Origin of the sequence: Mesorhizobium sp. M1295 (genome assembly GCF_040318135.1) — a bacterium.
GTDB lineage: Bacteria > Pseudomonadota > Alphaproteobacteria > Rhizobiales > Rhizobiaceae > Mesorhizobium.
Map to the genome: position 1 here is coordinate 141,629 of NZ_JAMYLU010000014.1, position 22,949 is coordinate 164,577.

At 63.6% G+C, this 22,949-nt stretch carries 19 protein-coding genes and 1 tRNA gene; 10 read left to right on the top strand and 10 right to left on the bottom strand.

All coding sequences use genetic code 11. The features are described 5' to 3' along the window. Nucleotides 1–2: 2 nt before the first annotated feature. Both NKH29_RS20085 and galE read right to left on the bottom strand, forming a co-directional pair. Nucleotides 3–1,253: a D-amino acid dehydrogenase gene (locus tag NKH29_RS20085; protein ID WP_353000449.1), complete on the bottom strand. Its 1,251-nt coding sequence runs from the start codon at nt 1,251–1,253 to the stop codon at nt 3–5. A 104-nt stretch (nt 1,254–1,357) separates the two neighbouring features. Then, nucleotides 1,358–2,353: a UDP-glucose 4-epimerase GalE gene (galE, locus tag NKH29_RS20090; protein ID WP_023719473.1), complete on the bottom strand. Its 996-nt coding sequence runs from the start codon at nt 2,351–2,353 to the stop codon at nt 1,358–1,360. A gap of 265 nt (nt 2,354–2,618) precedes the next feature. On the opposite strand from galE, the gene hemA reads away from it, so the two are divergent. After that, complete coding sequence (gene hemA / locus NKH29_RS20095) at nt 2,619–3,896, top strand: 5-aminolevulinate synthase (RefSeq protein ID WP_023719474.1); 1,278 nt, start codon at nt 2,619–2,621, stop codon at nt 3,894–3,896. A 92-nt stretch (nt 3,897–3,988) separates the two neighbouring features. Here the strand turns inward: hemA and NKH29_RS20100 are convergent, their stop codons facing one another. Then, nucleotides 3,989–5,155, bottom strand: coding sequence for a pyridoxal phosphate-dependent aminotransferase (locus tag NKH29_RS20100; protein ID WP_353000451.1), 1,167 nt, complete (start codon nt 5,153–5,155; stop codon nt 3,989–3,991). 111 nt (nt 5,156–5,266) lie between these two features. Next, nucleotides 5,267–5,689: a large conductance mechanosensitive channel protein MscL gene (gene mscL / locus NKH29_RS20105; protein ID WP_023719476.1), complete on the bottom strand. Its 423-nt coding sequence runs from the start codon at nt 5,687–5,689 to the stop codon at nt 5,267–5,269. Between the two features lie 233 nt (nt 5,690–5,922). Between mscL and NKH29_RS20110 the strand changes: the two genes are divergently transcribed. Next, nucleotides 5,923–9,411: a PAS domain-containing hybrid sensor histidine kinase/response regulator gene (locus NKH29_RS20110; RefSeq protein ID WP_352817568.1), complete on the top strand. Its 3,489-nt coding sequence runs from the start codon at nt 5,923–5,925 to the stop codon at nt 9,409–9,411. A 3-nt stretch (nt 9,412–9,414) separates the two neighbouring features. Here NKH29_RS20110 and NKH29_RS20115 read toward each other — a convergent pair whose 3' ends face one another. Next, nucleotides 9,415–10,068 carry a response regulator gene (locus tag NKH29_RS20115; RefSeq protein WP_023719478.1) on the bottom strand — a complete coding sequence of 218 codons (654 nt, stop codon included), beginning with the start codon at nt 10,066–10,068 and terminating at the stop codon, nt 9,415–9,417. A 128-nt stretch (nt 10,069–10,196) separates the two neighbouring features. Beyond that, nucleotides 10,197–10,628 carry a hypothetical protein gene (locus NKH29_RS20120; protein WP_023719479.1) on the bottom strand — a complete coding sequence of 144 codons (432 nt, stop codon included), beginning with the start codon at nt 10,626–10,628 and terminating at the stop codon, nt 10,197–10,199. A 126-nt stretch (nt 10,629–10,754) separates the two neighbouring features. On the opposite strand from NKH29_RS20120, the gene NKH29_RS20125 reads away from it, so the two are divergent. Both NKH29_RS20125 and NKH29_RS20130 read left to right on the top strand, forming a co-directional pair. Next, nucleotides 10,755–11,105, top strand: coding sequence for a DUF952 domain-containing protein (locus NKH29_RS20125; RefSeq protein ID WP_353000460.1), 351 nt, complete (start codon nt 10,755–10,757; stop codon nt 11,103–11,105). Further along, nucleotides 11,102–12,178, top strand: coding sequence for a quinone-dependent dihydroorotate dehydrogenase (locus NKH29_RS20130; RefSeq protein WP_023719481.1), 1,077 nt, complete (start codon nt 11,102–11,104; stop codon nt 12,176–12,178). Before NKH29_RS20125 ends, NKH29_RS20130 begins: the two co-directional genes overlap by 4 nt. Nucleotides 12,179–12,181: 3 nt before the next feature. On the opposite strand, the gene NKH29_RS20135 is transcribed toward NKH29_RS20130, so the two are convergent. Continuing rightward, nucleotides 12,182–13,606 carry an MATE family efflux transporter gene (locus NKH29_RS20135; protein WP_031194167.1) on the bottom strand — a complete coding sequence of 475 codons (1,425 nt, stop codon included), beginning with the start codon at nt 13,604–13,606 and terminating at the stop codon, nt 12,182–12,184. 116 nt (nt 13,607–13,722) lie between these two features. On the opposite strand from NKH29_RS20135, the gene NKH29_RS20140 reads away from it, so the two are divergent. Then, on the top strand, nt 13,723–14,559 hold the full coding sequence (locus tag NKH29_RS20140; protein WP_245278609.1) for a histone deacetylase family protein: 837 nt from the start codon (nt 13,723–13,725) through the stop codon (nt 14,557–14,559). 4 nt (nt 14,560–14,563) lie between these two features. Here NKH29_RS20140 and NKH29_RS20145 read toward each other — a convergent pair whose 3' ends face one another. Then, nucleotides 14,564–14,827 (bottom strand): DUF6460 domain-containing protein, encoded by a 264-nt coding sequence (locus NKH29_RS20145; protein ID WP_023677362.1) that lies wholly within the window; start codon nt 14,825–14,827, stop codon nt 14,564–14,566. Nucleotides 14,828–14,959: 132 nt separating this feature from the next. Here NKH29_RS20145 and NKH29_RS20150 point away from each other — a divergent pair. Further along, nucleotides 14,960–15,033: transfer RNA gene (locus NKH29_RS20150), tRNA-Gly, on the top strand. Nucleotides 15,034–15,346: 313 nt separating this feature from the next. Here the strand turns inward: NKH29_RS20150 and NKH29_RS20155 are convergent. Beyond that, nucleotides 15,347–16,336, bottom strand: a complete 990-nt coding sequence (locus tag NKH29_RS20155; protein ID WP_352716963.1) for a LysR family transcriptional regulator — start codon at nt 16,334–16,336, stop codon at nt 15,347–15,349. 317 nt (nt 16,337–16,653) lie between these two features. On the opposite strand from NKH29_RS20155, the gene chvE reads away from it, so the two are divergent. From chvE to araD1, 4 genes are all read left to right on the top strand, one after another. Beyond that, complete coding sequence (chvE, locus tag NKH29_RS20160) at nt 16,654–17,718, top strand: multiple monosaccharide ABC transporter substrate-binding protein (RefSeq protein WP_023719486.1); 1,065 nt, start codon at nt 16,654–16,656, stop codon at nt 17,716–17,718. A gap of 99 nt (nt 17,719–17,817) precedes the next feature. Beyond that, complete coding sequence (mmsA, locus tag NKH29_RS20165) at nt 17,818–19,350, top strand: multiple monosaccharide ABC transporter ATP-binding protein (protein WP_023719487.1); 1,533 nt, start codon at nt 17,818–17,820, stop codon at nt 19,348–19,350. Next, entirely contained in the window at nt 19,347–20,639 is a 1,293-nt protein-coding gene (mmsB, locus tag NKH29_RS20170; RefSeq protein ID WP_352790962.1) for a multiple monosaccharide ABC transporter permease, read from the top strand. Before mmsA ends, mmsB begins: the two co-directional genes overlap by 4 nt. Before the next feature lie 183 nt (nt 20,640–20,822). Next, entirely contained in the window at nt 20,823–21,815 is a 993-nt protein-coding gene (gene araD1, locus NKH29_RS20175; protein ID WP_352817560.1) for an AraD1 family protein, read from the top strand. Nucleotides 21,816–21,843: 28 nt separating this feature from the next. Here araD1 and NKH29_RS20180 read toward each other — a convergent pair whose 3' ends face one another. After that, nucleotides 21,844–22,938 (bottom strand): 2'-deoxycytidine 5'-triphosphate deaminase, encoded by a 1,095-nt coding sequence (locus tag NKH29_RS20180; protein ID WP_352790958.1) that lies wholly within the window; start codon nt 22,936–22,938, stop codon nt 21,844–21,846. Nucleotides 22,939–22,949: the final 11 nt, after the last annotated feature.

Sequence of the window (22,949 nt, forward strand, 5' to 3'; positions counted from 1 at the left end):
TGCTAGCCCGCGTAGAGCAATCCTTGTGGATCGATCTCCGGCTTGCGGCCGGCGACCACGTCGGCAAGGAATTTTCCCGAACCGCAGGCCATGGTCCAGCCGAGATGGCCGTGGCCGGTATCGAGATATAGATTGTCATACCGCGCCCGGCCGATGACCGGCACGGAGTTCGGCATCATCGGGCGCAAGCCGGCCCAGAGCACGGCCTTGCTCTCGTCGAAGGCGCCGGGAAAAAGCTCTTTGCCGGTTTTGAACATGGCAGCAAAGTCGCTCGGCCGGTGGGTGCGGTCGAAGCCGGTGAATTCGGCGGTGGAAGTGAGCCGCAGCCGGTTGCCGAGCCTGGAATAGGCGATCAGCTGGTCCTCGTCGGCGCCGCCCATGGTCGGCCCCTTGCCCTCATCCTCCAGCGGGATGGTCGCGGTATAGCCCTTCACCGGATAGACCGGCAGGTCGATGCCGTAGCGGCGGCCGAGCAGACCGCTCTCCGGCCCCATCGAGATGACCACCGCATCGCCAGCCACCGGACCGGCCGAGCTCATCACCGCGCGCACCCGGTCGCCGTCGATGTCGAGGCCTTCGACCGTCGTGCCGTAGAGGAATTGGACGCCGAGTTTTTCGGCGGCATAGGCAGCGAGGCGCTGCGTGAATTGACTGGAATCGCCGGTCTGGTCGATCGGCGAATAGACGCCGCCGGCAATCTTGTCCTTGGCGCCGGCGAGGCCTGGCTCGAGCTCGACCAGCCGGTCGCGGCCGACGATCTCGATCGGCAGGCCGTGTTCGCCGAGATAGCGGTAATTGTCGATCCCGGTATCAAAGCTCTGCTGCGAGCGGAAGAAATACAGAATGCCTTTCTTGCGCTCGTCATAGTGGATGCCGGTGTCGGCGGAGATGGCGTTGATGCAGTTGCGCGAATAGAGCGCCAGCCGCAGCTTGATCTCGGTGTTGGCGCGCATGCGCTTGTGCGTGCACTGGCGCAGGAAGCGCAGGCTCCAGGCGACAAAATACGGATCGAAGCGCAGCCGCACCTTGATGCCGAGATTGTGGTTGTAGAGGGCTCGCAGGAACGTTTTAAGCGCGGCGGGCGAAGCCCAGGCGGTGGCATCGCCGGGAGATACCAGGCCGGCATTCGACTGGCTGGTGCCGCGCGCCGCCGCCGGATGGCGCTCGATCACCGTGACTTCATGGCCGTCGCTGGCCAGACAATAGGCCGCCGCCGTGCCAACGACGCCGGCTCCAAGCACCGATATTTTCATGCCGCCCCCAAGTCGAACGCAGCCGAACGCCTGCACGCTCAGCCGTGAGGCCCTTCAATAGCGCCTCTGCCTCCTGCCGACGAGCCCTTGCGGAGAGCCCGCGCTTAGCCCAGAGCCGAATTCTTGCTGGTCAGGATGCGCTCCCAGGCAAGCGCATCGGAGACGATCTGGTCGAGGTTGTCACGCTGCGGGGTCCAGCCGAGTTCGCCGCGGGCCAGCTCCGAATTGGCGACAACCGCGGCGGCGTCACCGGGGCGGCGCTCGCCCATCCGCACCTCGAAATCATGGCCGAAGACGCGGCGTACGCTGTCGATGACCTCGAGCACCGAATAGCCGTGGCTGTAGCCGCAATTGGCGACCAGGCTCGATCCGCCGGCACGCAGCCGCTGCAGGGCCAGCCGATGCGCCGCCGCCAGGTCGCTGACATGGATATAGTCGCGCATGCAGGTGCCGTCCGGCGTCGGATAGTCGGTGCCGAACACCTGCATGAAGGGGCGCTTGCCGAGCGCCGTCTCGCAGGCGACCTTGATCAGATGCGTGGCGCCGGGCGTCGACTGGCCGGTGCGGCCCTTCGGGTCGGCGCCAGCGACGTTGAAATAGCGCAGCGCCGTATAGCGCAGCCCATAGGCAATAGCCGCGTCGCGGAGCATCCATTCGCTCATCAGCTTGGACAGGCCGTAGGGCGATTCCGGCGCAAGCCTGGCGTCCTCGCGCACCGGCTCCAGGCCGGCGCCGCCATAGACGGCGGCGGTCGAGGAAAAGATGAAATTGGGCACGCCTTCGCGCACCGCGGTCTCGATCAGGGTGCGTGTCTTGCAGGTGTTATTCTCGTAATAGGCAAGCGGGTCGGCCACCGATTCGGGCACGACAATCGAGCCGGCGAAATGGATGATCGCGTCGACCTTGTTGTCGCGGATGATCGAGGCGACCAATTCCTTGTCGGCGACATCGCCGACGACGAGCTTTGCTTCCGGAGCCACCGCCCATTCAAAGCCGGTCGAAAGCCGGTCGAGGACGACGACGCTGTCGCCCGTGTCCAGCAACTCCCAGACCATATGGCTGCCGATATAGCCGGCACCGCCTGTCACCAAAACCGTCATCCGCATCCTCGCTATTCATGATTTATCGGAACTGTCTCAATCGTCGCCGTACTGGAAAACCTGCCGCCAGGCCATTACAATCTGCGGTAACCAGTCTCATCGGCGGGTGGCATTGTCCTGAAACAAGATTGATCCACATCAAGGGAATAGGCCACGTTCCGTGGTCGTTAGGAACAGGCCTGGGGCGTGGCATTTTGACCAAAACGGTGCGGTGGACGGCGAATAGGCCAATGACTATGATCCCGCGCAAAATTGGGAAGGCGACATGAATTACCAGCGGTTCTTCGAGGAAGCGATCGACCAGCTCCATGCAGAGCGTCGCTATCGCGTCTTCGCCGACCTTGAGCGTATCGTGGGAAAATTCCCGCGCGCCATCTGGCGTGCCAATGGCCGCGCCGAGGAAATCACCGTCTGGTGCTCCAACGATTATCTCGGCATGGGCCAGCATCCCGACGTCATCGCCGCGTTCCAGAAGGCGGCAGGCAAAATGGGATCGGGGGCCGGCGGCACCCGCAACATTTCGGGCACCAGCAACCCGCTGGTCGAGCTCGAACTGGAGCTTGCCGACCTGCACGACAAGGAAGCGGCACTGGTTTTCACCTCCGGCTTCGTTTCAAACGAAGCGTCGATCTCGACCATTGCAAAGCTGCTTCCCAATTGCCTGATCATCTCGGACGAGCTTAACCACGCTTCGATGATCGAGGGTGTGCGGCGCTCGGGCGCCGAGAAGAAGATCTTCCGCCATAACGACGTCGCGCATCTCGAAAGCCTGCTGCAGGCGGCCGGCCGCGAGCGTGCCAAGCTGATCGTCTTCGAGAGCGTCTATTCGATGGATGGCGACATCGCGCCGATCAAGCAGATCGTCGACCTCGCCGAGCGTTACAATGCGATGACTTATATAGACGAGGTCCATGCCGTCGGCATGTACGGGCCGCGCGGCGGCGGCATCACCGAGCGCGAAGGGCTGGCCGACCGCATCGACATCATCGAGGGCACACTGGCCAAGGCGTTCGGCACGCTTGGCGGCTACATCACCGGTACCAGCGCCGTGATCGACGCCGTGCGCTCCTATGCGCCGGGCTTCATCTTCACCACGGCGCTGCCGCCGGCGATCGCTGCCGCGGCAACCACCTCGATCCGCCATCTCAAGCGCTCGCAGGCCGAGCGCGACGCGCAGCTGCGTCAGGCGACGCGGACCAAGGAAGTGCTTGCCGCGGCCGGCCTGCCGGTAATGGAGTCACCTACCCACATCGTGCCGCTGCTGGTCGGCGATCCCGAGCTCTGCAAGATGGCCAGCGACCGCCTGCTCGGCGTGCACGGCATCTATATCCAGCCGATCAATTACCCGACAGTGCCGCGCGGCACCGAACGGCTGCGCATCACGCCGACACCGTTCCATTCTGACGCGCTGATTGCCTCCTTACAGGACGCGCTAGTCGAGACATGGGATGCGTTGGGGATTCCCTACGGTTCGGCCGGCCGGCCTTCAGTGGCCAAGAGCGACCGCGTCATTCCGTTGCTGGTGCCGAAGTCGGGCGGGTAACCTCCGCCGCTACGGGCACCATTGCGGAAGCCGCCTATCGGTGCCGCCTCATTTTTCAGTGCTGCGATGCCTGGCGCGAAGCTCAACACACCTCACACAGTCTTCATCCATTTCGCCAGCCGGTGCGCGGCTTCTTCGAGCTGGTCGAGGCGGCGGTGGAAGCATAGCCTGAGGAAAGCTTCGCCGCCGGGGCCGAAGGCGGTGCCGGGGGCCAGGCCGACATTGGCGCGGTCGACCATGTCGAAAGCGGCAGCGCGGGAATCGGTGATGCCGTCGACGGCGAAGAACAGATAGAACGCGCCCTGCGGCACGGTGAACCGCGCCCTGCCGGTTTCGGCGAGAATGCCGCAGACGAGGTCGCGCGCCGCCCTCGCCCGCTCCACCTGTTCGACGATGAAGGCATCGCCCTCGTCGAGGGCGACGACGGCGCCGCGCTGCATGAACTGCGCAACGCCGGAAGTCGAATACTGGACCAGGTTCTCGAACACCTGCTGCAAGGCGGGATGGATCTTGATCCAGCCGATGCGCCAGCCGGTCATCGCCCAGTTCTTGGAAAAGGAATTGACGAACAGGATGCGGTCCTCATCGGCCATGATGTCGATGAACGACGCCGCGCGGCCATGGCCGTAGTGGAACAGCGAATAGATCTCGTCGGCAATGATCCACAGGCCCCTTTCGCGGGCGAGATCGAGGATTGCCTGCAGCGTCTCCTTGTCGGCGGTCCAGCCGGTCGGGTTGGACGGCGTGTTGACGAACAGCGCCTTGGTCCGTGGCGTGATCGCCGCTGCGATCTTGTCGATATCGCAGGACCAGCCATTGCCGGACTGATCAAGGGTGACTGCAACCGGAACGGCGCCGGCCACGCCGGCGGCGGCGGCGAAATTCGGCCATGCCGGCGACAGGTAGACAAGTTCGTCGCCCTTGCCGGCCACCGCGTCGATGGCCATCTGGATGGCATGCATGCCGGAGCCGGTGACGATGAATTCTTCGTTGGCGAAAGTCTTGCCGAAATGCCTGGTGTAGTAGCGGGCGAGCGCCTGCCTGAGTTCGGGAATGCCCCGCTGCCAGGTGTAGAAGGTCTCGCCCGCGGCCAGCGCCTTGGCGGCGGCATCGGTGATGAAGGCAGGCGTCGGCAGGTCGCCCTCGCCGGCCCAAAGCGGGATCATACCGTCGCGGCCGCGGCCACGATTCATGAGGGCGACAATGCCGCTTTCGGGCGCCGCCCGCGCTTCGGCGCGCAGAGTATCGATCAGGGTCATGGATGGGTCCGTTTTCGTTTGCTCGACTGCTAGCGTGTTTCAGGGCGGACGAAAACAGAAAACCCCGGCCGCAAGCGACCGGGGTTTTGGTCCAGAAAGTTGCCGCAGGCGCTACTTTCTGGCGAGGAGATCGCGAATTTCGGTGAGCAGCGCGACGTCGGCTGGTGGCGGAGCGGCCGGGGTAGCCGGTTTCTCGCGCTCCAGCCGCTGGCGCAGATTGTTCACCGCCTTGACCATCAGGAAGATAATGAAGGCGAGAATAAGGAAGTTCAACGCCACGGTGATGAAGCTGCCATAGGCGAAGACCGCGCCCTGTTTCTTGGCATCCGCCAGCGATGTGGCGTTAACGGCCGAGGACAAGGGCAGAAAGTAGTTGTTGAAGTCTAATCCGCCCAAAATCGCCCCGATGACCGGCATGATGATGTCGTCGACCAGCGAGGTGACGATCTTGCCGAAGGCAGCGCCGATGATGACGGCGACGGCCAGGTCCATCACATTGCCCCTGGAAATGAATTCCTGAAACTCTTTCAGCATTCGACCCTCCTTTTCCTGACCGGCCGTGCTGCCGTCCACGCCCTCGGCATCGACCGGCAGGCAGAATAGCAAAAACCTGCGGTTGCGACAGGAGCAAAGACGTGTTTCCCCGGCCTGGATTGCGCGAAGCCGCGGCCATAATGCGCCGAAAGCCGCGATGGACTCGGTGGCCAAGCTGTGATTGCGTCTGCAAGGCCGGATGAAAAAGCCGGCGCAGGGAGGAAGTTCGAGGCGTGCAGGGCTGGTTCATCGTCATCATCGCGATCGCCTATGTGACGTTGCTGTTTGCTATCGCCAGCCTGGGCGACCGGCGCTCGACTTCATCCGGGCCTGGCCGCGCCCGGCCCTTTATCTATGCGCTCAGCCTCGCCATCTACTGCACCTCCTGGACCTTCTTCGGCTCGGTCGGGCTCTCCTCCGAGCGCGGCCTCGAATTCCTCGGCATCTATATCGGACCGGTTCTGGTGTTCGTGTTCGGCTTTCCGCTGCTGCAGCGCATCGTCAGGCTGGCAAAGACCGAGAAGATCACCTCGATCGCCGACTTTCTCGGCGCCCGCTACGGCAAGAGCTTCGCTGTCGCGGCGATCGCCACGCTGATCGCAACCATAGGCGCGGTGCCTTACATGGCGCTGCAATTGAAGGCGATCTCCGGCTCGGTCAGCCTGATGGTCGAGCACTATACCGGCTCGCCGCCGTCGTTCGATCCGTTCGTCAGCGACATCTCGCTTGTCGTTGCCATGCTGCTGGCGCTGTTTGCCGTGCTGTTCGGCACGCGCCATGCCGACGCCACCGAACACCAGGACGGTCTGGTGCTGGCGGTGGCGGTCGAAACCGTGGTCAAACTCGCCGCCTTCCTGGCGATAGGCCTGATGGTCACGTTTCTGATCTTCGGCGGGCCAGGCGATATGTTCGACCGGCTCGCCGAAAACACGCAGGTGCGCCAGGCGATGGGCTACAACACCTCGCTCGCGACCTGGCTGGTACTGACATGCCTGAGCGGCTTTGCCATCCTCATGCTGCCGCGCCAGTTCTACGTGACCATCGTCGAGAACCGCAGCGAGGCCGAGCTGCGCACCGCGACATGGGTGTTTCCGCTCTATCTCGTGGCAATCAACCTGTTCGTGCTGCCGATCGCGCTGGCCGGCCTGGAACTGGTCGGCCCCAGGACCAGCAGCGACCTCTATGTGCTGTCACTGCCGCTGTTCAGCGGCCACGACGTTCTGGCCATGGCCGCCTTTATCGGCGGCCTGTCGGCGGCGACGGCAATGGTGATCGTCGAAAGCGTCGCGCTGTCGATCATGATCTCCAACGACCTGATCATTCCGCTGTTCGTGCGCCGGCTGCTGCGGACCACGACCTCAGAGAGCGAGGACTGGTCGACGCTCATCCTCAATGTGCGGCGGGCGGCGATCTTCATCATGCTGTTCATCGCCTTCCTCTATTATCGCGAGAGCACCAACAGCGCGCGGCTATCCTCGATCGGCCTGATGTCGTTCGCCGCGATCGCGCAGTTCGCGCCGGCAATGATCGGCGGCCTGGTCTGGCGCGGCGCCAACGGAAGGGGTGCGGCACTCGGCATGGTGGCCGGCATCGTCGTCTGGAGCTACACGCTGCTGCTTCCCTCGCTCGCCGCGCCCGACACCGGCATCCTCGTCCACGGCCTGTTCGGCTTCGATGCATTGCGGCCGCAGGCTCTGTTCGGCACCGTCGCCGAGCCGCTGAACCATGGCGTGCTGTGGAGCCTGTCGATCAACACGCTGTTTTTTGTGTTCGGCTCACTGTCACGCGCGTCGGTGCCGCTGGAACGCATCCAGGCGTCGATCTTCGTGCCGCGCGAGGCGGGGCCGCTGCCGAGCCTGCGCCGCTTCCGCACCACGATCACCGTCAACGACCTCAAGGACACGATCGCGCGCTATCTCGGTGTCGAACGCACCGAGCGCTCCTTCCAGTCATTCGAGAAGAGCAGCGGCACTTCACTGCACGGCAACGAACAGGCCAGCATGGATGTCATCCGCTTCTCCGAGCAGCTTCTGGCCAGTGCCGTCGGCTCCTCCTCGGCGCGGCTGATCCTGTCGCTGCTGCTGCGCCGCAACGACCGCGAATCCAAGGACGCCTTCCGCCTGCTCGACGACGCCACCGAGGCGCTACAGCACAATCGCGACCTGTTGCAGATCGCACTCGACCAGATGGAACAAGGCATCACCGTCTTCGACCGCGATTTGCGGTTGATCTGCTGGAACCGCCAGTACCGGGCGCTGTTCGACCTGCCAGACGAGATGGGCCAGGTCGGCGTTTCGCTCGATCATATCCTGCGCCACCTTGCCGAGCGCGGCGATATACCGGCAGACCAGCGTGTCACCATGCTAAACCGCCTGACCAGCTTCGTCAGCCCATGGCAGATGGAGCTGAAGACCAGCGGGCGCATCCTGGAATTGCGCTCCAATCCGATGCCGGACGGCGGCATCGTCGCCACCTATGCCGACATCTCAGGGCGCGTCGAGCAGGATCTGGCGCTGAAGCGCGCCAATGAATCGCTGGAACAGCGCGTGAAGAGCCGCACCGCCGAGCTCACCCGCGTCAACGAGGAGCTGGCGCAGGCGCAGATGCTGGCCGAGGAGGCCAATCTCGGCAAGACGCGCTTCCTCGCTGCCGCCGGCCACGACATCCTGCAGCCGCTGAACGCCGCCCGCCTCTATTGCTCGTCGCTGATCGAGAAGACCGGCAAGGGGCCTGCCGGTAAGGCGGCGATGAATATCGAATCGTCGCTGGAATCGGTCGAGACCATCCTCGGCGCGGTGCTCGACATTTCGCGCCTCGATGCCGGCGCGATGAAGCCGGACGATACGAGCTTCGGCCTCGACGGGCTGCTGCGCCAGATCGGCAACGACTTCCGGCCGCTTGCCGCCGAAAAGAAGCTCGAACTCTCGATCATGCCGTCGTCGCTCAGCGTCATGACGGATCGAAATCTGCTGCGCCGGCTGATCCAGAACCTGGTCTCCAACGCCATCAAATATACGCGCCATGGCCGCATCCTGGTCGGCGTGCGGCGGCGCGGCGAACTGGCCGAGATCCAGGTTATCGACACCGGCATCGGCATTGCCGGCGACAAGCTCAACACCGTGTTCCGCGAATTCACCCGGCTCGACGAGGGCATGCGCGAGGCGGAAGGCCTCGGCCTGGGGCTCTCCATCGTCGACCGCATCGCCCGCGTCCTGCGCCTTGAAATCCGGATCTTCTCCAATCCCGGCAAGGGCACGCGCTTTTCCGTGCTGCTGCCGGTGGCGGCCGTGCAGGCACCGCGGCGCGAGGCCGAGGCGAAGCCGCCTGCCCGCGCTACGACCTCGCTTGCCGGGCTGCATGTGCTCTGCATCGACAATGACGGCCGCATCCTCGACGGCATGCGGCTGCTGCTCGAGGGCTGGGGCTGCAGCGTCGACACGCTTTCCGGCGCGGAGGATCTCGACAGGTCCGCCATGCATCGGCCGGACATTGTGCTTGCCGACTATCATCTCGACGACAAGACCGGCCTCGAACTGATCGCCCAGTTGCGTGCGATCCATGGCGAGGACCTGCCGGCCGTGCTGGTCACCGCCGACCGCTCCAGCGAGGTTCGCGCCGCTGCTGGCAGGCTCGACGTGCCGGTGATCAGCAAACCGCTGAAACCGGCGATGCTGCGCTCGATGATGGCCAGGGTCAGGCCGCTGGCGCCGGCGGCCGAATGAGAATCAGCCAGCCGCCTGAACCGGGTCGCTGCCGATCTTGGACAAAAGGATGACCGCCTGGGTGCGGCTGTCGACGCCGAGCTTCTGCAGGATGGCCGAGACATGCGCCTTGATCGTCGCTTCGGAGACGCCGAGCTCATAGGCTATCTGCTTGTTGAGCAGTCCCTCCGCCAGCATGCCGAGCACGCGCGTCTGCTGTGGCGTCAGCGCCTGCAGCCGCTTGATCAGGTCGGAAATCTCGGGATCGCGCTCGACGCCGAGATCGACCCCGGCGGGTGCCGCGATGTCGCCTGCGAGCACCGACTGCACCGCATTGCGGATCTCTTCCATGCTGGCCGATTTGGAGATGAACCCCGAGGCGCCCAGGTCGAGCGCGCGCCGGATCGTCACCGGATCGTCATGCGCCGAGACCACCATCATCGGCACCGCCGGATGGATGCCGCGCAACGAGATCAGGCCGGAAAGGCCGCTTGCGCCCGGCATCGAGAGGTCGAGCAGGACCAGATCGACATCCTCATTGGCCAGGACCAGCGCCTTGGCGCTTTCGAAATCGCCGGCCTCGTGAATGGCGGCAACATCTCCGATGCCGGCGAGTGCCTCCCTCAATGCACCGCGAAAAAGCGGATGATCGTCGGCAATGACGAATGTGTAGCCCAACGGTTATATCCCTCCCCGAATCCCGTTGGCGATTTTCCGCCTTGCAGGATCTGAACGATCATAACGCTACGCCTGCTGTTCGGCGTGGCCGGCTTGCTATTCCCGCCCTAGGTCTTTTTGCGAATTGCCTAGGTCTTTTGCGAATTGGGCTTGGCGCCGTCTTCGTCCTTGTCCATGTCCTTGACGATATCCATGAAGCTGCGCAGGAAGCGCTCCATGTAGCCCATCGTCTTGTTGAAATCCTCCTCGCTGGGCAAAGTCGATTCGAAACGGGCGGCTAGCGAATTTTCGAGCTTGGCGACGCGTTCGTCGAGCGCCTTCACCGAATTTTGCAGCCGGTCGACCTGATCCTGGAAGGCGGCACGTTCGTCGGCCGCTGTCTTGCAGAAGAGCTGACCGGAACGCTCCACGCAGAGCGACATGGCGCCGGTCTGCGTATCCATGCGCACATAGCCATTGGCCGATTTTTCCAGCCGGTAGCGATCGGCTTCCTCGGAAAAGGCCGAAGCTGCGACAAGCGAGACCAGTGCTGCGGGGATCAAGACGTGTTTCAGACGCATGTTTTCCTCCATGAGCCAGTCGGCGCAATCTATCACAGTTTGCGCCGGAATTGGGGAAGAACCTGAAATGGGGAAGAACGCGGGCCTGCCCTTCCCCGCATGATCTGTTCGGACTATAGCGCAATGATGTCCGAGATCATCTACAAGATAGTTCCCGAGGCGCTGTGGCGCGAGGCTGAAAGAGAAGGCCGCTTCACCGGCGCGCCGATCGACGTCGCCGAGGGCTTCATCCATTTTTCCACCGCCGGGCAGGTTCGGGAAACGGCGGCCAGACATTTCACCGGCCAAAGCGGGTTGCTGCTGGTCGCCGTCGACAGCGCGCGCCTCGGCGACGCGCTGAAATATGAGGTCTCGCGCGGCGGCGCCTTGTTCCCTCATCTCTACGGCGGGCTCGGCCTCAATGCGGTCGTTTCTGTGCAGGCATTGCCGCTCGGCGCCCACGGCCGGCATGAATTCCCGGCGCTGGAGGCCGAATGAGCGCGTTCGACCGGATCGGCCAAAAACTGCTGTTCACGCTCGATCCGGAAACCGCGCATGGGCTGTCGATTGCCGCGCTGAGATGCGGCCTGCCGGTCGCCGGGCGCCCTTTGCGAGACGACAGGTTGAAGACACGCATCTGCGGGCTCGATTTTCCGAACCCGCTCGGCATGGCCGCGGGTTACGACAAGAATGCCGAAGTGCCGGACGCGCTGCTCGGCCTCGGCTTCGGCTTCGCCGAGGTCGGCACGATCACGCCGCTGCCGCAGACGGGCAATCCGAAGCCGCGCATCTTCCGGCTGCCTTCGGACGGGGCAGTGATCAACCGGCTGGGCTTCAACAATGAAGGCCACGCCGCCGCGGAAAAGCGTCTTGCTGCCCGCAAGGGCCGCGCCGGCGTCGTCGGCGTCAACATCGGCGCCAACAAGGACAGCGCCGACCGCATCGGCGACTATGAGCGCGGCGTGATCAGGTTTGCGCGATACGCCGGCTATCTGACGATCAACATCTCCTCGCCAAACACGCCGGGCCTGCGCAACATGCAGGCGCGCGAACAGCTTGGTGAACTCCTGTCGCGGGTCATGGCCGCGCGTGCGGCGGCACCGGCAAAGCCGCCCGTCTTTCTCAAGATCGCGCCGGACCTGGTCGAGGCCGAACTGGAGGACATCGCCGCCGAGATCACCGACAAGCAAATAGACGGCGTCATCATCTCCAACACCACGATCGCGCGACCCGGCCTGCGCAACGCCGGCATTGCCGGCGAGACCGGCGGGCTTTCGGGAAAACCCTTGTTCGAGCGCTCGACCATCGTGCTGGCAAGGATGCGAAAACTGCTTGGCCCGGATTCCGCCATCATCGGCGTCGGTGGCGTCGATTCCGCCGAGACGGCGCTGGAAAAGATCCGTGCCGGCGCCGATCTCGTCCAGCTCTATACCGGCATGATCTATGCCGGGCCGGCGCTGCCGGGGCGCATTCTTTCCGGCATGGTCCGTTTCATGGACAGTCAAGGGCTGAAATCGCTGCGCGAGCTTCGCGACAGCCGCCTCGATCACTGGGCGACGAAACCGCTTTAGCGATCAGTTAAAGGCCGTGCGCACCCGCAGCCGCAATATAGCGAGCAGGCTAAAGCCGCGCACCAGCAGGAACACGTGCAGCGCGGCCCACAGGCCGTGATTGCCGAACGCCGGTGCCAGGATCACCAACGCGGCGCTGAACGCCAGGAACGACAACAGCATCATGTTGCGCATGTCGCGCGACCATGTCGCGCCGATGAACACCCCGTCCATCTCGAAGGCCAGCGCGCCGCTGAGCGCAGCGAACGCCGCCCACGGCAGGTAGATGTCGGCAATGGCGCGGACGTCTGTCGAGGTCGTGATCAGGGCGATCAGATCCGTGCCCTCCAGCAACAAGAAGAGCGTCGCAGCGCCGGCCAGACCGAGCCCCCAGAACAGCGTCAGCCGCACCGCCTGGTCAAACGCCGTGGCGGCACGGGCGCCGATGGCGCGCCCGGCGAGCTGTTCGGCGGCGGTGGCGAATCCATCGAGGAAATAGCCGGCAACCAGGAAGAGGTTCATCAGCACGGCATTGGCGGCCAGCGTCAGAGTGCCGAACTGCGCGCCCTGGCGGGTGAACAGCGCGAAGGCGGCGAGCAGTGAGAAGGAGCGGATCATGATATCGCGATTGAGCGACATCATGCGCAGGAATGCCGCCAGATCGAGCACGCGATGGCGTGGCAGCCTGGGTGCGGCCCAGAAGCGCCGGCCGACGATGGCGAGACCAAGCAGCATGGCGACGAATTCGCCGGTGAGCGTCGCCCAGGCGACGCCGGCAACACCCCAGCCAAGCTCCAGGCCAAGCAGGAAGCAGAGGGCGATGTTAATGCCGTTCAGTATCAATTGCAGCATCAGCCCTAGCCCGCCCTCGCCGCGCCCCAGCACATAACCAAGGATGGCGTAATTGATAAGCGAGAACGGTGCTGCGAGCATCCTGATGCGGATATAGACGTCCATCGCCGCGCCGACGCGCGGCTCGGCGCCGATGAACCATTGCCCGGCAGCCGAAACCAGGGGCGCAAGTGCGGCAAACACGATGCCGGCGACGACCGCGATCAGCACGGCGCGCCAGAACACCGCCTGCTCCTCCAGCGCATCGCCGCGCCCGAAGGCCTGGGCGACGAGGCCGGTGGTGCCGGAGCGCAGGAAGTTGAAGGTGGTGAAGACGACGTCGAAGATCAGGGCGCCGGCCGCCAGGCCGCCGAGAAGGGCGGCGTCGCCGAACTGTCCGACCACCGCCGTGTCGACAATTCCGAGCAACGGCGTCGTCAGATAGGCAAGCGTCATCGGCACGGCGATGGCGAGCACCGAACGGTTGGTGACCACGAAAGCCCTGGCTTCGGTGACGTGGGCTTCGGTGGGTAAAGCCTGCTCCAAACGCGTGTCGCTTCCTGTTGCGGCTTGATCGGCTAGCCGATGTGCCCCAATTTGCGGACCTCGCGCAACCATCCATCCCGGTATGGTCAACCGAAACCCGCCTCTGGCGCACCGGCCGTCCCACGCCCTTGCAGATCGTTCATCATCCCGACTACGACGCCGGCTTCGCCGTCAACCATCGCTTCCCGATGAGCAAATATCCGCTGCTAATGGAAGCCTTGCGGACACGCGGCCTGGCGCGGCCCGAAGCGCTCAACATGCCAGCGGCGGCGCGGCCATCATGGCTGAAGCTTGCCCACGCTGCAGACTATGTCGACCAGGTGCTTGCCTGCGACGTGCCGGTGAGGATCGAGCGCGAGATCGGCTTTCCCGTGGGACCGCGGGTTTCGCTGAGGGCGCAGCTCGCCACGGCCGGCACGGTGCTGGCGGCGCGGCTGGCTTTGCTGAACGGAATCGCTTGCAACACGGCCGGCGGCAGTCATCACGCGCGGCGCGCGCAAGGCGCCGGCTTCTGCACCTTCAACGACGTGGCCGTTGCCGCGCTGGTGCTGCTCGCCGAAGGTGCCGCCCAAAACATCCTGGTCGTCGACCTCGACGTGCATCAGGGCGACGGCACGGCGGATATCCTGAACGACGAGCCGCGCGTGTTCACCTTCTCCATGCATGGCGACCGCAACTACCCCGCGCGCAAGATCGCCTCCAACCTCGACGTCGCCCTGCCCGACGGCACCGGCGATGCAGCCTATCTGGAGCGGCTGGGCGCCATCCTGCCGGAGCTGTCGGCGCGAGCGCGCTGGAATCTCGTCTTCTACAATGCCGGCGTCGACGTCCATGCCGAGGACCGGCTCGGCAGACTGTCGCTCACGGATGACGGGCTGCGCGCCCGCGACGATATGGTGATCCGCCATTTCCGCACGCTAGGCGTCCCGGTGTGCGGGGTTATCGGCGGCGGCTATTCAACGGATGTCGCAGCACTTGCCGCACGCCACGCCATCCTGTTCGAGGTGGCTGCTGCCTACGCCTGAAAAGTCACTTCCGGTAGTTGGCAATCCTGAGCAGGATGAAGGCCGGCACGACGATCGCGGCGCCGAGCAGGATGTAGCCGAGGAAGCGGTCGATGGCGTGGAAGCCCAAATTCCACAGGTCGATGAAGAATTTGCGGATGCCGTAGAGCACGTCCATCGGCGACCAGCCGAAGGCATTCATGACCAGGCCGACGAGGAACGACACCACAAGCAGCTTCAAGATCACCCGGAGCGGCGTATCGCCGAGAAAGCGGTTCAGTGCGGACAAGGCCTGTCTCCACAGTCGGGTGCCGCGATTCGGGCACATGCCCAGAAATACGCAGTTGACCGCCCGGCATCAAGCCGAGCCCTCAAACCGGATTGCGCATCGGCGCCGGGCCATGATATCGGAGGAACCAGCGCGGGTATGATGTAATGGTAGCTTGTCAGCTTCCCAAGCTGAACGCGCGGGTTCGATTCCCGCTACCCGCTCCAGCTTTTGCCACACGGGTTGCGCCTGAGTTGGCGATGTTGAAAACTTGCGGCTTTACAGGCAGTTTTACAGCTGCTGGCCGTCCTTCATCTGTTTGGCCGATGTGCCAGTTCGTCGAATATCTCACATTGAGGGTCGGCGGGGCCTCGAATGACCCCAACCGGAATGTCTACCCTTGGCCCGCTGGCTTCTGCTGGCGGGCTTTTTTTGAGCATCACGCAGCAGTTGTGGCCGACGTGCATCGGCGCCGCTGCTGGTGGGCCTGTCTGGTCGTCTGGCCGGCCACGGGATGCGCCCCGCTACCCGCTCCAATCCTCAGCCCACCTCCCGCAAAATAAAATCGTGCAGCATCTTGGCCGCCGGCGACAGCGCGCGGTTCTTTACCGTGATCAGGCTGTAGGGCCTGACCTCGATGTCGAACTCGGTCTGGACGACGTCGATGGCGCCGTCGAGCCCTTCGGGGTTCTGAATGAACTTCGCGACTTGGATCGACACCGGCGCGATCGCGTCGGATTGCGCGACCATGACCAGAGTCAGTAACAGCGAGCTGGTGTTGAGGATGCGATCCGGCAGCGCGATGTTGCGGTTCAAAAAGTTGCTTTCCATGGCTTGGCGCAGCGGCGAGCCGCCCGACTGGAAAACCCAGTCATAGGCGGCGGTGTCTTCCAACCGCACTGCCTTGCCCTTGGTCAGCGGGTGGCCGCGGCGCACGATCAGGCAGGCCTTCTCGACGCCGATGACGCGGGCCTCGAACAGCCGCGGATTGAGGTCGTCGGGGATGCGGGCGATGATGAAATCGTGCCGAGAGGCGATCAGCTCGCGCGCCAGCACGTTCGAGGTCTCGACCTGCATGGTGATTTCGATGCGCGGATAGAGGCGCCGGATCTCGCGGATCGCCGGCACCGCCAGCTCGATCGCCGGTGCCGTGACCGCGCCTAGGAACACCGAGCCGCCCTTGCCCGCCTTGAGCTCGAAGATCTCGCGGTCGACCTCGCGCATCTCGAGCAGGATCGATCGCGCGCGCCGTGCCAATGCCTTGCCATAGGGCGTCAGCGTGATGCCGCGCGGCAGCCTTTCGCAGAGCTTGACGTCGAGCACCGCCTCCATCTCGGCGATCATGCGCGAAGCCGCCGGCTGCGAGATGTTCATGACCTGGGCCGCGGCACTCACCCGCCCGTGCTCGTCGAGGGCTGCGATCATGCGCATGTGACGCAGGCTCAAGCCGCTGCGCAGCAAGGTTCCGCCATCACCCGGGATTTCATCGTAACCGGCTGATATTCCGCCAGGGTTTCGCAGCGCCGCCATGATTTTTCCCTACTCCTACGCCCGGCGCCCCAGCTGGATCCGGCAGCGTCGTCACTAGCCTAAGCCATATCAGTCTCGATATAGCAACCATCAAAGATCGCATTTGACAGTTATGGCAAAGCGACACACCCTTCGCGCGTCCTGAGACTTGACGGTCGGTGACGAGGGAAAACTCGTATCGATTGAAACCAGAGTTTCGGGGCCGATTGGGAGGATACCGGAGATCGATTGACGGCAGCGGCGCGTTTGGCGCTCCTGCACGATTGCGCGGCCCACGAAACCCAAGGGTACGCGTCCATCAACCAGGGAGAGTTAATGTGAAGATTATCAAGACACTGGCCGCCGTCGCGGCCCTAGGCATCGCGGCTATGACGCTGCCGGCGCAAGCGGGCGAAGGCCTGGTCGGCGTGCTGATGCCCACCAAGACCTCGCAGCGCTGGATCAACGACGGCGACGCCGTCAAGTCCCAGCTCGAGGCTCTGGGCTACACTGTCGACCTGCAATACGCGCAGGACGACATTCCGAACCAGCTCAGCCAGCTGGAAAACGAAATCACCAAAGGCCCGAAGGCGCTGATCATCGCTTCGATCGACGGCACCACGATGGGCGATGCGCTGCAGAAGGCGAATGACGCCGGCGTCGTCGTCGTCGCTTACGACCGCCTGATCAAGAAGACGCCAAATGTCGACTACTACACCACCTTCGACAATTTCGGCGTCGGCGTCATCCAGGCCAAATCGCTGCTCAAGGGCCTCGGCTATCCCGAGAAGAAAGGCCCGTTCAACATCGAGCTGTTCGGCGGTTCGCCGGACGACAACAATGCGTTCTTCTTCTATAACGGCGCCATGTCGGTTCTTCAGCCGCTGATCGACGACAAGACCCTCGTCGTGAAGTCCGGCCAGATGGGCATGGACAAGGTCGGCACGCTGCGCTGGCTGGCGGCAACCGCCCAGGCCCGCATGGACAATCTGCTCTCCGCCAACTACTCGGACGGCAGCCGCGTCGATGGCGTGCTCTCGCCCTATGACGGCCTGTCGCGCGGCATCATCGCTTCGCTGCGTGCCGTAGGCTACGGCACTGCCGATCAGCCATGGCCGATCGTCACCGGACAGGACGCCGAGACCGCTTCGGTCAAGGCGATCATTGCCGGCGAACAGTATTCGACCGTGTTCAAGGACACCCGCGAACTCGCCAAGGCGACGGTCGAACTCGTCGACAAGGTGCTCTCGGGCGGCAAGCCGGAAGGCCTCGACACCACGACCTACAACAACGACGTCAAGGTCGTTCCCTCGATCCTGTTGACGCCGCATGACGTCGACAAGTCGAACTACCAGGCCCTGGTGGTCGACTCCGGCTACATCAAGGCCGAAGAACTGAAGTAATCGCGGTTACAAAGCCTGGGGTCCTGCGCAGGCAGGGCCCCTTTTCGTTGGCGAGCCAGCCCGGTATTGTTTGCGGACCTCGCAGGAGTGGTATTCTCAATGGCATCGACGATTTTGGAGATGCGCGACATCACCAAGACGTTTCCAGGCGTCAAGGCGCTGTCGAACGTCAAGCTCATGGTCGAGGAAGGCGAGATCCATGCCGTGGTCGGCGAGAACGGCGCCGGCAAGTCGACGCTGATGAAGGTGCTGTCGGGTGTGTATCCGTCCGGCACCTATGACGGCCAGATCATCTATCGCGGCGATGAGTGCCATTTCAAAGGCATCCATGACAGCGAGCGCAAGGGCATCGTCATCATCCACCAGGAGCTTGCGCTGGTGCCGATGCTGTCTATCGCCGAAAACATATTTCTCGGCAACGAGCAGGCCAAATACGGCGTCATCGACTGGAATGCCAACGAGACGCGCACCAGCGCCCTGCTCAAGAAGGTCGGCCTCAAGGAAGACCCCAACACGCTGATCACCAATATCGGCGTCGGCAAGCAGCAGCTGGTCGAGATCGCCAAGGCGCTCAGCAAGGAAGTGAAGCTGCTCATTCTGGACGAGCCGACGGCGAGCCTGTCCGAAAAGGACAGCCAGGCGCTGCTCGATCTGCTGCTCGAATTCAAGCGGCAGGGCATCACTTCGATCCTGATCTCCCACAAGCTCAACGAGGTGAACCGGGTCGCCGACAAGGTCACGATCATCCGTGACGGCCGGACCATCGAGACGTTGGCCAAGAAGGACATCTCGGAGGACCGCATCATCACCTCGATGGTCGGCCGTTCGCTCGACGACCGCTACCCGCCGCGAGAGCCGAAGATCGGTGAGACCGTTCTCGAAGTGAAAAACTGGTCGGTCTACCATCCCATCCATGCCGAGCGGCAGGTCATCAAGGGCATCAACCTCAACGCCCGCAAGGGCGAGGTGGTCGGCATTGCCGGGCTGATGGGCGCCGGCCGGACCGAGTTTGCCATGAGCCTGTTCGGCCGGTCCTATGGCCGTCGCATCACGGGCGAGGTGTTCCTTAACGGCAAGCCGATCGATGTCTCTTCGGTGAGCAAGGCGGTGGAACACGGCATCGCCTATGTTACGGAGGACCGCAAGACCTACGGTCTCAACTTGATCGACCATATCAAGCATAACATCACGCTGGCCAACCTGCCCGGCGTCTCGCGCCATGGCGTGATCGACGATTTGCGCGAGCTTTCCGTCGCCAACGATTATCGCGGCAGGACCAATATCCGCGCCTCAAGCGTCTACCAGATGACCGGCAACCTTTCTGGCGGCAATCAGCAGAAGGTGGTGCTGTCGAAATGGCTGTTCGCCAATCCGGAAGTGCTGATCCTCGACGAGCCGACACGCGGTATCGATGTCGGCGCCAAATATGAAATCTATACGATCATCGCGCGTCTCGCCTCCGAGGGTAAGGCAATCATCGTCATCTCGTCGGAAATGCCCGAACTGCTCGGCATCACCGACCGCATCTACGTCATGAACGAAGGACGCATCGTCGGCGAAATGGCGGCGAGCGACGCCAGCCAGGAAAAGATCATGCGCGCCATCGTCCGTGGAGAAGGGAAAGCATCATGAGCACCGAAAGCGCTCCCGGGCCGCAAACCGGCGTCGCCCAGGATATACAACAGGCACCTCGCATTGCCGTCTCGGCGCTGGTCACCAATCTGCGCGAATACGGGTTGGTGCTGGCGTTGATCGCAATCATGGTGTTCTTCCAGTTCACCACGTCCGGAACGCTGTTCAAGCCGGTGAACCTCAGCAATCTCGTGCAGCAGAACAGCTTCATCATCGTGATGGCGCTGGGCATGCTTCTGGTGATCGTTTCGGGCCATATCGATCTCAGCGTCGGCTCAGTCGCCGGCTTCATCGGCGCACTGGCGGCGATGATGATGGTTATCTGGCCGCTTGGCCCATTGAGCAATCCGCTGGTGGTGTCGATCGTCTGCCTGATCGTGGGTGGCGCGATCGGCGCGGCACAAGGCTACTGGATTGCCTATCACCGAATACCGAGCTTTATCGTCACGCTGGCGGGCATGCTGATCTTCCGCGGCATCTGTCAGGCGTTGCTGGGTGGCGGGTCTTCCGTGGGGCCGCTTCCAGTCGGCTTCAAGGCGCTGAGTTCCGGCTTCATTCCGGACCTGATCGGCCCATTGACGCTGATACCACCGACCGTGAACGCCGCCGGCAAAACCATTGTCGGCAGCGGCCTGACGCTGCACCTGACGACTATCGTGATCGGCCTCGCCGCCGTGCTCGCCTATGCCTATTTCGGGCTCAGGGCGCGGCGCACCCGCGAGCGGCATGGCTACGAAGCCGAGCCTTTCTCGCTGTTCGTCGTCAAGACCCTGGTGATCAGCGGGCTGGCGCTGTTTCTGGTCTACCAATTCGCCACCTATAGGGGCCTGCCCATCGTTCTCATGGTGATGGGCGTGCTGATCGCGTTGTTCGTCTTCGTTACCAAACGCATGACGATCGGCCGCCGCATCTATGCGATGGGCGGCAATGCCAAGGCAGCGCAGCTATCGGGCATCAAGACCGAACGGCTGACGTTGATGGTGTTCATCAACATGGGCGTGCTGTCGGCACTCGGCGGCCTGATTATCGCGGCGCGCTTGGGACAGGCGGTGCCGGCGGCGGGCCTCGGCAGCGAACTCGACGTCATCGCCGCGGTGTTCATTGGTGGCGCTTCGGCGATGGGCGGCGTCGGCCAGGTCATCGGCGCGGTGGTCGGCGGTTTCATCATGGGCGTCATGAACAACGGCATGTCGATCATGGGCGTCAATGTCGATTGGCAGCAGGTGGTCAAAGGCCTGGTGCTGCTCGGCGCCGTCGTCTTCGACGTCTACAACAAGAACAAGGCTTGAGAGGCAACCAGGAGGCATACGGGTCACATCGCGGCGCTGCCGGGCGGCGCGAAGAAGTCCCCCGAGGGACCTGACCCGCGAGCGCAATCCGGACGAAGAATTTCAACCGCGGCGTGGACAGGGTCCGAGCCGCGCCGGGCAGGGTTTGCCAAGAAGGCAGGCCGCAATTCAGAGAGGGTTACCATGCTGATCTCACAGATCCTCGACGACGCCGAGACGATCCGCGTCGTTGCCCGCAACGGCGGCAAGACCCGCGTCATCAACGGCGCCCGCAGCGTCTATTCGCTGGCGATGGAAGCCGCGCGCACCGGCACCGGGCTTGTCGCCCTGATCGAGCGCAAGGGCTTCGGCGAAACCGTCGATCTCGACGCAGCCTACAAGAAGGGACGGCTGCTGTCGCCGATCAACCATCCCGATCCGGCGCATCTCCATCTCACCGGCACCGGGCTGACGCATCTCGGCTCCGCCGCGACCCGCGATTCCATGCACAAGAAGCTCAGCGATGGCGGCGAGGAACAGCTGACCGATTCCATGAAGATGTTCCGCATGGGGCTGGAGGGCGGCAAGCCGGCGAAGGGCCAGATCGGCGTGCAGCCCGAATGGTTCTACAAGGGCAACGGTACCATGGCAGTGGCGCCCGGCGCGGCGCTCATGTCGCCCGCCTTCGCCCAGGATGCCGGCGAGGAGCCGGAAATCGCCGGAATCTATGTGATCGGCGACGACGGCGCCCCGTTCCGCGTCGGCTTCACGCTGTCGAACGAGTTTTCCGACCACGTCACCGAGCGCGTGAATTATCTCTTCCTCGCCCATTCGAAACTGCGCAACGCCTCGTTCGGGCCGGAGATCCTGATCGGCGACCTGCCGTCCGACATTCGCGGCGCTTCACGCATCCTGCGCCACGGCAAGCTGCTTTGGGAAAAGCCGTTCCTGTCGGGCGAGGCGAACATGTCGCACACCATTGGCAATCTCGAGCATCACCACTTCAAATACTCGGCCTTCCGCCAGCCGGGCGACGTGCATGTGCACATGTTCGGCACGGCGACGCTGTCCTTCGCCGACGGCATCAGGACGGAGGCCGGCGACGTGTTCGAAATCGAGGCGAAGGATTTCGGCCTGCCGCTGCGCAATCCGCTCGAAATCGAGCAGCCGGTGAAGGTGGCGGTGAAGGCGCTTTGAGCCGGCATAGCCGCAAGTAAGGGGAAGCTCAGCGCGCCGCGCGGAAATGCTTGGACAGTTTTAGGCCCTGCGCCTGATAGTTGGAGCCGAGATCGGTGCCGTAGAGTGCCTGCGGCCGTTTCAGCATGTGCTCGTAGACCAGCCGCCCGACGATCTGGCCATGGTCGAGAATGAACGGCACTTCGTGGCTACGCACCTCGAGCACCGCCCGGCTGCCGGTGCCGCCCGACGCCGAATGGCCGAAACCGGGGTCGAAGAAACCGGCATAATGGACGCGAAACTCGCCGACCAACGGATCGAAGGGCGTCATTTCGGCGGCGTAGAGCGGCGGCACATGCACCGCCTCGCGTGACACCAGGATATAGAATTCGTCCGGATCGAGCACCAGCTCGCCGGCACCGCTCTTGTAGAGCGGCTCCCAGAAATCGACGACATCCTGCGCGGCGCGCTTGTCGACGTCGACCAAGCCGGTGTGGTGCTTGCCGCGATAGCCGACCAGCCCGTCCTTGTCACCGTCGAGGTCGATCGACAACGCGATGCCGCCGCCTGAGATGTTGGGCGGCTCGGTGGCGACCAGCATCTCGGCGCGATGCAGGTCGTGCAGTTCGCTTTCCGACAAAAGCGCATTGCCGGTGCGGAACCTGATCTGCGACAGCCGCGAGCCGGTGCGCACGACGATCGGGAAGGTGCGCGGGCTGACCTCCAGATAGAGCGGGCCTTCATAGCCGGCGGCGATCTTGTCGAACTCGTGGCCGCGGTCGGTCATTACCCGAGTGAAGATGTCGAGCCGCCCGGTCGAGCTCTTCGGGTTGGCCGAAGCCGAAATATGCGCGGGCAGCGCCAGGCTTTCGAGCAGTGGCACGATGTAGACGCAGCCGGTTTCGAGCACGGCACCTTCGGCGAGGTTGATCTCGTGCAACTTCAGCCGGTCGAGCTTGTCGACAACTCTGTGGTCGGGGCCGGGCAAGAAGGAAGCACGCACGCGCCAGGCCTTGTCGCCGAGCCTGAGGTCAAGGCTGGCCGGCTGGATCTGGTCGGCATCGAGCGCGCGCGGCGATTTCAGCGCGCCCGTCTGGAACAGCGCGGAAATATCCTGATCGGGAAGAATGCCTGTCTGCCGCAAGGGTCTGGCTC